Annotated in this window: 10 protein-coding genes and 1 pseudogene; 6 read left to right on the top strand and 5 right to left on the bottom strand. The window is 69.4% G+C overall.

Annotation, left to right across the window (positions count from 1 at the left end; genetic code table 11):
- The 6 genes from EQG76_RS12360 to EQG76_RS12335 all read left to right on the top strand — a co-directional run.
- Window positions 1-762, top strand: a 762-nt coding sequence (locus EQG76_RS12360; RefSeq protein ID WP_200840766.1) for a carbon-phosphorus lyase complex subunit PhnI, incomplete at its 5' end; no start/stop codon positions are given.
- Window positions 759-1,610 (top strand): alpha-D-ribose 1-methylphosphonate 5-phosphate C-P-lyase PhnJ, encoded by an 852-nt coding sequence (locus EQG76_RS12355; protein ID WP_159713745.1) that lies wholly within the window; start codon window positions 759-761, stop codon window positions 1,608-1,610. The genes EQG76_RS12360 and EQG76_RS12355, both read left to right, overlap by 4 nt.
- Window positions 1,607-2,389: a phosphonate C-P lyase system protein PhnK gene (gene phnK / locus EQG76_RS12350; protein WP_159713744.1), complete on the top strand. Its 783-nt coding sequence runs from the start codon at window positions 1,607-1,609 to the stop codon at window positions 2,387-2,389. Before EQG76_RS12355 ends, phnK begins: the two co-directional genes overlap by 4 nt.
- Window positions 2,390-2,392: 3 nt before the next feature.
- Entirely contained in the window at window positions 2,393-3,091 is a 699-nt protein-coding gene (gene phnL / locus EQG76_RS12345; RefSeq protein ID WP_159713743.1) for a phosphonate C-P lyase system protein PhnL, read from the top strand.
- Window positions 3,088-4,227: an alpha-D-ribose 1-methylphosphonate 5-triphosphate diphosphatase gene (locus EQG76_RS12340; protein ID WP_159713742.1), complete on the top strand. Its 1,140-nt coding sequence runs from the start codon at window positions 3,088-3,090 to the stop codon at window positions 4,225-4,227. Before phnL ends, EQG76_RS12340 begins: the two co-directional genes overlap by 4 nt.
- Entirely contained in the window at window positions 4,224-4,889 is a 666-nt protein-coding gene (locus EQG76_RS12335; RefSeq protein ID WP_159713741.1) for a DUF1045 domain-containing protein, read from the top strand. The genes EQG76_RS12340 and EQG76_RS12335 overlap by 4 nt, the downstream gene beginning before the upstream one ends.
- A gap of 15 nt (window positions 4,890-4,904) precedes the next feature.
- On the opposite strand, the gene EQG76_RS12330 is transcribed toward EQG76_RS12335, so the two are convergent.
- From EQG76_RS12330 to EQG76_RS12310, 5 genes and pseudogenes are all read right to left on the bottom strand, one after another.
- On the bottom strand, window positions 4,905-5,939 hold the full coding sequence (locus EQG76_RS12330; protein ID WP_159713740.1) for a lysylphosphatidylglycerol synthase transmembrane domain-containing protein: 1,035 nt from the start codon (window positions 5,937-5,939) through the stop codon (window positions 4,905-4,907).
- Window positions 5,936-6,745 carry an acyltransferase gene (locus EQG76_RS33425; RefSeq protein WP_159713739.1) on the bottom strand — a complete coding sequence of 270 codons (810 nt, stop codon included), beginning with the start codon at window positions 6,743-6,745 and terminating at the stop codon, window positions 5,936-5,938. Before EQG76_RS33425 ends, EQG76_RS12330 begins: the two co-directional genes overlap by 4 nt.
- A 47-nt stretch (window positions 6,746-6,792) precedes the next feature.
- Window positions 6,793-8,667, bottom strand: coding sequence for an asparagine synthetase B family protein (locus EQG76_RS12320; RefSeq protein WP_159713738.1), 1,875 nt, complete (start codon window positions 8,665-8,667; stop codon window positions 6,793-6,795).
- A gap of 1 nt (window position 8,668) precedes the next feature.
- On the bottom strand, window positions 8,669-9,895 hold the full coding sequence (locus EQG76_RS12315; RefSeq protein ID WP_159713737.1) for a glycosyltransferase family 4 protein: 1,227 nt from the start codon (window positions 9,893-9,895) through the stop codon (window positions 8,669-8,671).
- A 326-nt stretch (window positions 9,896-10,221) separates the two neighbouring features.
- Window positions 10,222-10,534, bottom strand: a pseudogene (locus tag EQG76_RS12310) (MBL fold metallo-hydrolase); the annotation flags it as partial.

The following is a 10,534-nucleotide window of genomic DNA, read 5'->3' as shown; positions in this document are numbered from 1 at the left end:
CTGGGCCCCACCTTCGACTACACCCACCGGCTGCTCGACGAGACGCTGGCTGGGACCGATGCCGGCAGCGAACCGGCCGCCGTGGAGGAGCAGTCGGTCGATCCGGTCGTGCCTCGCGTCCTGGACATCCTGGACGCGGACGGGATGATCCAGCCGGAACCCGCGGCAGCGGACGGCGAGCCCACCGACCTCACCCGCGAGCCGCTCCTGTTCCCGGTGGGGCGTGATGCCTGGCTGCAGAACCTAGCCCGCGGCGACGAGGGCTTCGTGTTTGCGCTGGGCTACTCGACCCAGCGCGGCTTCGGTTCCACCCATCCATTCGTGGGTGAGCTGCGGGTCGGCGCGGTCGACCTGGTGGTCGAGCCGGAGGAACTGGGCTTTCCCATCGTGATCGGCGAGGTCGAGCTGACCGAGTGCGAGATGGTCAACCAGTTCCTGGGCTCGAAGACGGAGCCGCCGCAATTCACCCGCGGCTACGGGCTGGTGTTCGGCCACCAGGAGCGCAAGGCCATGGGCATGGCTCTGGTCGACCGGGCGCTGCGCAACGCAGCAGACGGCCAGGAGCCCCGCGGGCCGGCCATGGACCAGGAATTCGTGCTCTACCACTCGGACAATGTGCAAGCGTCCGGCTTCGTCGAGCATCTGAAGCTGCCGCATTATGTCGACTTCCAGGGCGAGCTCGAGACGATCCGACGGATGCGCGAGGCGGCCGCCCGGGCCGATGGCGCGGAGGGCGCCGGGGAAGAGGAGGGCGGGCGATGAGCGGTGCCTACAACTTCGCCTATCTCGACGAGCAGACCAAGCGGATGCTGCGTCGGGCGATCCTGAAGGCGGTGGCGATCCCGGGCTACCAGGTGCCGTTCGCCAGCCGCGACATGCCGCTGCCCTATGGCTGGGGAACGGGCGGCATCCAGGTGACCGCCGCCGTGCTGGGCCAGGACGACGTGCTGAAGGTGATCGACCAGGGGGCGGACGACACCGCCAACGCAGTGAGCATCCGCGCCTTCTTCGCCAAGACCGCGAGGGTCGCGACCACCGAACGCACCGCGGAGGCCACGGTCATCCAGACCCGCCACCGCATTCCGGAACGGCGGCTGCATGCCGGGCAGATCCTGGTCTATCAGGTGCCGATCCCGGAGCCGCTGCGCTTTCTGGAGCCGCGCGAGCGGGAGACCCGGCGGATGCATGGCCTCGCCGACTATGGCGCCATGCACGTCAAGCTCTACGAGGACGTGGCGCGGATGGGGCGGATCACCACCTCATTCGCCTATCCGGTCAAGGTCGCCGGGCGCTATGTGATGGACCCGTCGCCGATCCCGAAGTTCGACAATCCCAAGCTGCACGACTGCCCGGCCCTCCAGTTGTTCGGTGCCGGGCGGGAAAAGCGGGTCTACGCGATCCCGCCGCACACCACGGTCGAGAGCCTGGATTTCGAGGACCATCCGTTCGAGGTGCAGCGTTGGGACCGCCCCTGCGGCCTGTGCGGCTCGACCGAATCCTATCTGGACGAGGTGGTGACCGACGACCGGGGCGGCCGGCTGTTCTGCTGCTCGGACACCGATTTCTGCCGGGAGCGCCGGGACAGCAACCGCATGGATGAGGGGCGATGAGCGCGCACGACCTGCCACTGCTGGAGGTCCGCGACCTCGCCAAGTCCTATGGCGGCCTCCAGGCGCTGAAACCCACCGAGTTCGACCTGTGGCCAGGCGAGGTGCTGGCCATCGTGGGTGAAAGCGGCTCGGGCAAGACCACGCTGCTCAGCTGCCTGACGGGCCATGTGCCGGCGGATGGGGGCAGCGTCCGGTTCCGCTCAAGCGAGGGGGCGGCTGTCGACCTCCTGCAGATGGCGGAGGCGGAGCGGCGGCTGCTGGCGCGGACCGAGTTCGGCTTCGTCCACCAGAACCCGCGTGACGGGCTCAGGCTGAACATCTCCGCCGGCGGCAATATCGGCGAGCGGCTCATGGCGGCCGGCTGGCGGCATTTCGGCCGGATCCGCGCCGAGGCGCTGGCTTGGCTCGACCGGGTCGAGATCGACCGGAGCCGGATCGACGACCTGCCACGTGGCTTTTCCGGCGGGATGCAGCAGCGCCTGCAGATCGCCCGCAACCTGGTGACCCGGCCGCGCCTGGTCCTGATGGACGAGCCGACCGGCGGGCTGGACGTGTCGGTGCAGGCGAGGCTCCTGGACCTGCTCCGCCGGCTGGTCGCGGAGCTGGATCTGGCCGTGGTCATCGTCACCCACGACCTGGCCGTGGCTCGCCTCCTGTCCCACCGGATGCTGGTGATGCGCCGGGGCCAGGTGGTGGAGCACGGCCTGACCGATCGCGTGCTGGATGATCCGCAGCATCCCTACAGCCAGCTCCTGGTGAGCTCGATCCTGGCAGCCTGACCTATGCAGCCTTCCCTGATCGCCGAGGGCATCGGCAAGACCTTTACCCTGCATCTCCAGGGCGGCGTGCGGCTGCCCGTGCTGTCGGGGCTGGGCTTTGAGGTCCAGCCCGGTGAGTGCGTGGTGCTGGACGGGCCGAGCGGGGCCGGCAAGTCCACCGTGCTGCGCGCGATCTATGGCTCCTACAGTGTGGACGGGGGCCGGATCCTGATCCGCCATGATGGGGCGATGATCGACTTGGCCAGTGCCGCGCCGCGCGAGGTCCTGGCGGTGCGCCGCCGCACGCTCGGCTATGTCAGCCAGTTCCTGCGCGTGGTGCCGCGCGTGCCAACGGTGGAGGTGGTGGCCGAGCCGCTGCTGGCAACCGGCTGCCCGCGCGAGCCAGCGCTGGAGCGGGCGCGGAGCCTGCTGGCCCGCCTCCGGCTGCCCGAGCGCCTCTGGGAGGTGCCCCCTGCGACCTTTTCCGGCGGCGAGCAGCAGCGGGTGAACCTTGCCCGCGCCTTCGTTCATCCCTACCCGGTGCTGCTGCTCGACGAGCCCACCGCCTCGCTCGATACCCATAACCGGGCGATCGTGGTGGAACTGGTGCGCGAGCGGCTGGCAGAAGGAGCGGCGATGCTGGCGATCCTGCACGACCGGCAGGCGCGCGACGCGATCGCCACGAGGATCATCGGACTGGCAGGGATGGATCGGGCCGCATGAGCGACTTCGTCGTCACGAACGCACGGATCGTCCTCGAGCACGAGGTCATTCATGGCAGCCTCGCGGTGGCAGGCGGGAAGATCGCCGCGATCAGCGAGGGCGGCTCCGCCCTGCCGGGCACGGTGGATCTGGGTGGCGACTGGCTGATCCCGGGCCTGGTGGAACTGCATACCGACAATCTTGAGCGCTGCTTCGAGCCCCGGCCCAAGGTGCGCTGGCCGGCGGATGCCGCGATCCTGGCCCATGACGGGCAGATGGCGCAGGCGGGGATCACCACGGTGTGCGATGCGATCTGCGTCGGCATCTATGGTGAGAAGCGTGAGCGGCTGGAGCTGCAGGAGCAGTCGCTGCGGGCGATCGAGCATGCCAAGGGGCAGGACGCGCTGGCCTGCGATCATTTCCTGCACCTGCGCCTCGAGGTGGCCGACCCGAACGTGGTGGCGCTGGCGGCACCGCTGGTCGACGAGCCGAGCCTGAGGATGATCTCCTTCATGGATCACACACCCGGTCAGCGGCAGTGGCACGACATCGAGAAGTACCGGCAGTTCCAGCTGGGCCGCAACGGCACGTCGCCGGCCGAGCTCGAGGCGCAGATGGCCGAGCGCATGGCGATCCAGGCGGTCTATGCCGAGCGACACAAGCAGGAGCTGCTGCAGCTGTTCGCCCACCGGACGCTGGTCAAGGCCAGCCACGACGACACCACGGTCGCGCATGTCGAGGAGGCGGTCCGCGACGGATTCACCGTGTCGGAATTCCCGACCACGTTGGCGGCGGCCCGGGCGGCGCGGCAGCATGGCATGATCAATGTGATGGGCGGGCCGAACCTCGTGCTGGGCGGCTCGCAGTCGGGCAATGTCGGTGCTGCGGAACTGGTCGAGGAAGGGCTTCTCGACTGCTTCTCTTCCGACTACGTACCGACCAGCCTGCTCACCGCCGCCTTCCTCGTGCATCGCCGCCTGGAGCGCCCGCTGTCGGACGCGGTGGCGATGGTGACCGTAACGCCAGCCCGGGTGCTGGGCCTGGCCGATCGCGGGCGGATCGCGGTGGGGCTGCGGGCCGACCTGGTCCAGGCCCGCGAGGTGGGGTCGGCGATGCGGCCGATGGCTGTCTGGAAAGAAGGGCGGAGGATCGCTTGACCGCGCGCTATGCGCTCTACTGGTGCCCCGACCCCGCCTCCAACCTGTGGCGCTGGGCCTGCCGCTGGCTGGGCCGCGACCCGGTCTCCGGCGTGGAGTACCAGGGCGATCCGGCCCTGCGGCCCCTGGTGGAGGCGCCGCGGCGCTACGGCTTCCACGCGACCCTGAAGCCACCCTTCCGGATGCGCGAGGACAAGGACCCGCAGAGCTTCATGGCCGCGGTCGAGGAGTTCGCCCGGGTCCGCGAGCCATTCAGCGCACCGCCTCTGCAGCTGGCCGAGCTCGACGGCTTTTTGGCGCTGGTGCTCTCGGGCCCCAGCCCGCGCATGGACCGGCTCGCCGCCGACTGCGTGCGCGGGTTCGACGTCTATCGGGCACTTCCCGATGAGGCCGAGCTGGCGCGGCGCCGGGCGCGTGGGCTGGACGCGATCGAGGAGGCGAACCTGCGTGCCTGGGGCTATCCCTACGTGCTCGACCGGTTTCGCTTCCACCTGACGCTGACCGGCCAGGTCCCGGTCGACCCGGGCGTGCGCGCGCGCCTGGAAAGCGATGCGGCCTCGTTCTGCCAGCAACCGCTGCGGGTGGACGCGGTCGCGGTGTTCGAGGAGCCGGAGCCGGGTGCCTCGTTCCGCGCGGTGGCCCGCTTCCCGTTCCTGGGCTGAGCCGGCAGGCAGGTTCTAGCGGCGTCCTGGCGCCACGCCGCTCTGCAGATAGAACCAGCCGCCCGGCAGGGTGCCCAGCAGCGACAGCACCAGCACCATGATCGACAGGGTGAAGGACTGTTCCGCCGGGATGCCGACCAGGCCCAGCAGCGAGATGAACGCCGCCTCGCCCACACCCAGGCCCCCCAGCGAGATCGGCACCATCATCACGAGCGACACGATCGGCACCACCACCATGTAGGTCTGGAATGTGGCATCGATGCCGATCGCCGCCCCCGCCACCGCATAGGTCGCCACCCGGAAGAGCTGGAAGAACAGCGCCATCGCGATGGCGCCGGCCAGCATCAGCGGCTGGTGGCGGTACTCGTCCAGGCGCAGATAGAGTTCCTGGATCTTCGCCCGTACCGGGGCCAGCAGCCTGCCCGGCAAGAGGCTCAGCGACAGGCGGCGGGTCGGGCCGATCATTAGGGTGAGGCTGCCCAGCGCCAGTGCGGCCAGCGAGGCCCAGGCGAACCGGCCGATCCAGGCGGGGAAGCCCGCGTCGGAGAGCAGGAGGCCCAACACGACCAGGACCACCAGCGCACCCAGTGCCAGGACGCGCTCGACGATCACGGAGGACAGGGCCAGGGCCAGGTCGGCCGTGTGCCGGGACAGGCCATAGACGCGCACGGCCTCGATCCCGACCCCGGCCGGCAGGAAGCTGCCGATGAAGTTGCTGACGAAGGTCAGCCGGGCGAGCGGTGCGAAGCTCACGTCGACATGCTTGCCGCGCAGCAGCATGTACCAGCGAAAGGCGCCGAGCAGCCGGTCGCCCACCGCCATCAGCGCCACCAGCAGGACCAGCCGGGGATCGGCGTTCGCCAGCACTGCGAGTGCCTGTGCCGGCTCCACGAGATGGAGCAGGTAGGCCAGCATCAAGAGGCTGACCGGGATGCGCAGCCAGCGCAGCGCCCGCCCGGCCAGCGCCTTCACGCCGCCCGTGGCGCGGGCAGGGGGGCTGCCTGCCGGATCGGGTTCGGCCAGGTCGGGCTGGGCGATCGGCAGGGTCACGGTTCGGCTACGGCGGCAAGGGCCTCCACGGGTGCCTCTTCCGGGCGGCGCAGGCGATGCAGGCGCGCCGGTACGCCGGTGACGATCGCGTAGTCGGGCACGTCGCGCGCCACCAGGGCACCTGCGCCAATCACGGCACCTTTCCCGACCCGAACGCCAGACAGCACGATGGCACCCGCCCCCAGCCAGCAGTCCGGCCCGATCACCACCCGCCCGGCGAGGCCCGGCTGGGTGCGCATCGGTTGGTCCAGGCGGCGGTCGGTCAGATAGGTGCCGCCGCCGATATAGCAGTGCGCCGCCAACATGGTGTCGTCGCCGATTTCCACGCCGCTGCCCGCCATGATCGTGCAGCCATTGCCGATGCTGACACGGTTGCCTAGACGCAGGGGCCCCTCGGCCGCGACGACCGTGCAGCCCCGGCTGATCAGCACGTCGTCGCCCAGCACGAAGCCGCCGACCGGCGCCACCTTGGCATCCAGCAGCGTGTCGTCGTCGACCAGGAGCCTGGCGCCGATCCGCATCTTTATGGGCTGGCGCAGCACCACGCCCCGGCCGAACACCGCACTGCCGCCGCATTCGTGGAACAGGCGCTTCCAGAACAGCTTGCGGAATGCCAAGCCAACCGCACCCGGCAGGGCGCCGCCGAAGCCCACCAGCAGCTCATGCTGGATCAGCTTCAGCCAGGACCGGCTGCCGACCATCATGTCCTGGTAGGTGGCGATCGCACTGCCGCCTTCCAGGCGGGTGGACAGGGTGCTGCTCAGCAGGGCGCTGTCCGGGCGCTGATCAGTGCGGTCTGGGTCCATGGCCTCGGGTTCGTTCGTGCAAAATGCGGTGCGGGACCGGAGCGGGCTCAGGCCGCCTGCCGCTCCGGCAGGGAAGCCTCGCTATCATGATGGACGCGCAGCCAGGCTTCCAGCACCGCCATCGCCCAGAGCCGGTGCGAGTGGTTGTGGCGCTTGGCACGGTGCTCGTCGATCAGCCGCTGGACGGCGGCCGGCTGGAACAGGCCGCGGCGGCGTACCGCGTCCGGCGAGAGCTGGCCGGACACCCACTGCCAGAGCGGACCGGTCTCGCGCAGCCAGTTCTTCATCGGCACGGAATGGCCGAGCTTGTCCTTGCGGTGGTTGATGATGTCGGGGAGCACCCCCTCCATTGCCTGACGGAACAGCCGCTTGGTCCGCTCGATGCCTTCCAGCTTGAGCCTAGCCGGAATGCGCGCGCCATACTCCACCAGTGCCTGGTCATAGAAGGGCAGGCGGTACTCGATGCCGAAATGGCGCAGCAGCATCAGCCGGCTGAAATAGTAGGTCGAGGTGGTGGTGTAGTCGGAATAAAGGTGCGGCGAGAGCCCGTCGTCCGGGCCGTCATAGCCCTGGTACGAGGCGACCACGCTGGTGAACGGGTCCTGGCCGCGGACTAGGTCCTGCGCCGAGGGGGTGAGCAGGGCCGGAAAGTCGTCCGGCGCGTAATAGGCGCGCCAGCGGAACGGCCCGATCGCCTTAGGCAGGCCCGGAGCCGGCAGGATCCGCTTCAGCTTGACCTTCAGGTCGCGCTTCTGGTCGCTGTCGGAGAACAGGTTGAAGGCGCCGGTCAGGGCCTTGTGGACGAATTGCGGGACCGGCAGGGCATCGTAGGGGACCAGCAGCTTCTGCGCGGCGTAGACCGGGTGGCTCGCCCAGAGCTCGTCGCCGCCGTCGCCAGTGAACAGGAACGGCACCTTGCCCGAGGCGGCGCGCGCCACGATCCAGCTGCCCTCGTTGATGCCGACATCGGTGAACGGCACCTCGGAGGCGGCCGAAACGTCCGCGACGCTCAGCGCCTCCGCCTCGCCGTAGCGGACGGTCTCGTGCTCCGTGCCCAGCTCCTTCGCCAGCTGGGCAGCATAGTGGGATTCGTCGAACCCGGCACCGGCGCAGGAGAAGGCGAAGCTCCGGATCGTGCCGGCCTCGTGCCGGCGCAGGAAGGTGACGGTCGAGCTGGAATCCATCCCGCCGGACAGCATGATGCCGACGGGCGTAGTGGTCATGCGCCGGACCACGGCGGCTTCCAGCAGCTCGCGGAAGTTCCGGGCGATCTCCGCCTCGTCGGGTGCCACCGGGTCGGCAAACGACAGGCGGTACCAGGCCTGCTCGACGGCCTTGCCGCTGGCGAGCTCGATCGTGACGTGGCTGCCCGGTGCCACCCGGCGCACGCCCTTGTCGAGCGTGGCGGTGCCCGGCACGTAGCAGTAGGTCAGGAACTCGGCGAGGCCCAGCCCGTCCAGCCCGCCGGCCAGGAGGCCGGTGGCGCGCAGGTCGCGGATCCGTGAGGCGAACAGCACGCCGTCCGGCCGCTCCGCCCAGAATAGCGGCTCGGAGCCGAACCGGTCGCGCACCAGGACGAGCCGCCGCGCCGGGGCGTCGTACCAGACCAGCGCGAACACTCCGTCCAGCTCGTTCAGCGCTGCGAGGCCGCGCTCGATGAGCCTGGCCAGCACCCGGCCGGCCATGTCGCCCGCCGCCTCGTCCTCGCGCGCCGAGGTGAGGATCGGCCGGCCGGACAGGGCCAGCCAGGAGCCGCTGGCCGCGTCCTTTGCTACCCGGTCCAGCGCGTCGAGTGCCTTGACCTGCCAGGGCAGCACGGCCAGTGCGGCACCTTCGGCCTGGAGCAGCCGGGCGCCGTCCGGGCCTGCCGACCATTTCTGGTCCTGGCGCCTGGAGAGAGCGCCAGTGGCACCGAGCAGCATGTCAGTTTCTCCCGCCGGCCGTGGCGGCACCGACCGGTGCGGCCTGGGCGAGGCTGCGATACATCCGGCCAAGGCCCGCGGCGTTGGCGCGCACGCTGTGGCGGTCCGCCACCTCGCGCGCGGCGGCAGCACGGCGGGCACGGTCGTCCGGGTTGTCGATCATGTCGATCATCGCCGCCGCCAGTGCCGCCTCGTCGTCCGGCTTCACCAGCACGCCGGCCGCCGAGTGGGCCAGCAGCTCCTTCTGCTCGCCGAGATCGGTGGCGATCGCCGGCAGGCCGTGGGCAAAGCCCTCCAGCAGGTGCACCGAGCTGAACCGCTCGTTCTGGAACGGCACCACCACCGCGTCGGCAGCGGCCATGTAGGCGGTCGCCTGGTCGAGCTGCTCGATCAGGTCGACCCGCTCGCCGATGCCCAGCTCCGCGATCAGCTTCTTCAGCTCGTTCAGCATGTAGTCCGTGTCACGGATCCAGCTGATGCCCTCATATTCCTTGGGCGTGCGGTGGTAGTAGGTGGGCTTGTAGACGAAGGCCAGCCGGGCATCCGGCCGCTCGGCCAGCACCTTCGCGAACGAGCGCATCAGATGCTCGTTGCCGCGCTCGGGCCCGAGCTTGGTCAGGCAGATGAACACCTTCTCGTCCATTCCCCAGCCGAGCTCGGCGCGGGCAGCCTCTCGGGTCACCGTGCGGGCCGCCTCGAAGCGCGATTCGGGGATGGCATGGGGCATGATCGACAGGCGGTCGACCGGCAGGCGGCGCACGTCACGCATATAGTCCCGGCACATCGGGGAGGCGGCCAGGGCGTGGCCGGTGGAGGAGGCCAGCAGCCGGTCGGCGACCTTCAGATAGGTGGGGTAGGGGAAGTAGATCTGCGTGTCGAAGTCGTGCACCACGGTGGGCACGCCGTTGAGCTTGCTGGCCAGCCGCCCGAAGGTGGAGGCCGCGTAGCAGAACAGGTGCATCACGTCGATTTCGTGCTTCTTGCACAGCGAGGTGATGGTTGTGAGGGTGGAAAGGTCGTACTTGCCCTTGTTCAGGTTGACGACCTTCATGGGTGCCGTCTTGAACAGCTCCACCACCTCGTCGCTGGCGCGCAAGAAGTAGGGGAAGATCTTCACCTCGGCAGGATCGAACATCGGCGCCAGATTCATGAATAATCGGCCGCCGCCATGTAGACTGCCGTCATAGCAGACGTGGTCGATCAGCCAGAGCACGTTGATCGGCGCCATCTCTCAATCCCGGCAGTAAAGTTTCTATCGACGAGGCGAAGCCTGCATGCCCTGTTCCGGCGGATCATCCGTCACGGCCCGCAGCATCGACGCTCTATTAATGGCGCAGGGGCGCCAAAGCAATCACGCCGGCATCCGCGACGCATCGAGATACGAGGGTGGTGCCGGCTCGCTGCAATCCCGGCTGCCGGCGTGATTGCTCCGGAGACCGGGCAGCAGCACGCCCGATGACTGCAGGTTGGGCATGGCCCGCACTGTGCTTTTAGCATGATGGCGGGCAGGATGCCCGCGCCTTCCCAAGCTCGCGACGCGGGTCCGGTGACCGCCTACCAGCGCCATTCGACCGGAACCCATGCGTAGCGGCGCTCGTCGCGCACGATGTGGCCGAGGCCGGGAAACGGGAAATGGGGCACTAGGACCAGATGGCGGTCGATCGCGGCCTGATCCAGCGTCCGGCGGCGGATCGCGACCGCCAGCACCGGGTCGTGGTCGAAGCCGACATGCCATTCCGGATGGCTCAGACCCAGGACGTGGTGGTGCACGATGTCGGCGGCGTAGAGCAGGTGCTCGCCCGCCGACTCGATCAGGAAGGTCAACTGGCCCGGCGTGTGGCCGAACGCGGCCCGGGCGACGATGCCG

The organism is Geminicoccus flavidas (assembly GCF_009806515.1).
Taxonomy (GTDB): domain Bacteria; phylum Pseudomonadota; class Alphaproteobacteria; order Geminicoccales; family Geminicoccaceae; genus Geminicoccus; species Geminicoccus flavidus.
Note: the sequence above shows the minus strand (reverse complement) of the source record. Positions and strands in the feature narration are given on the sequence as shown.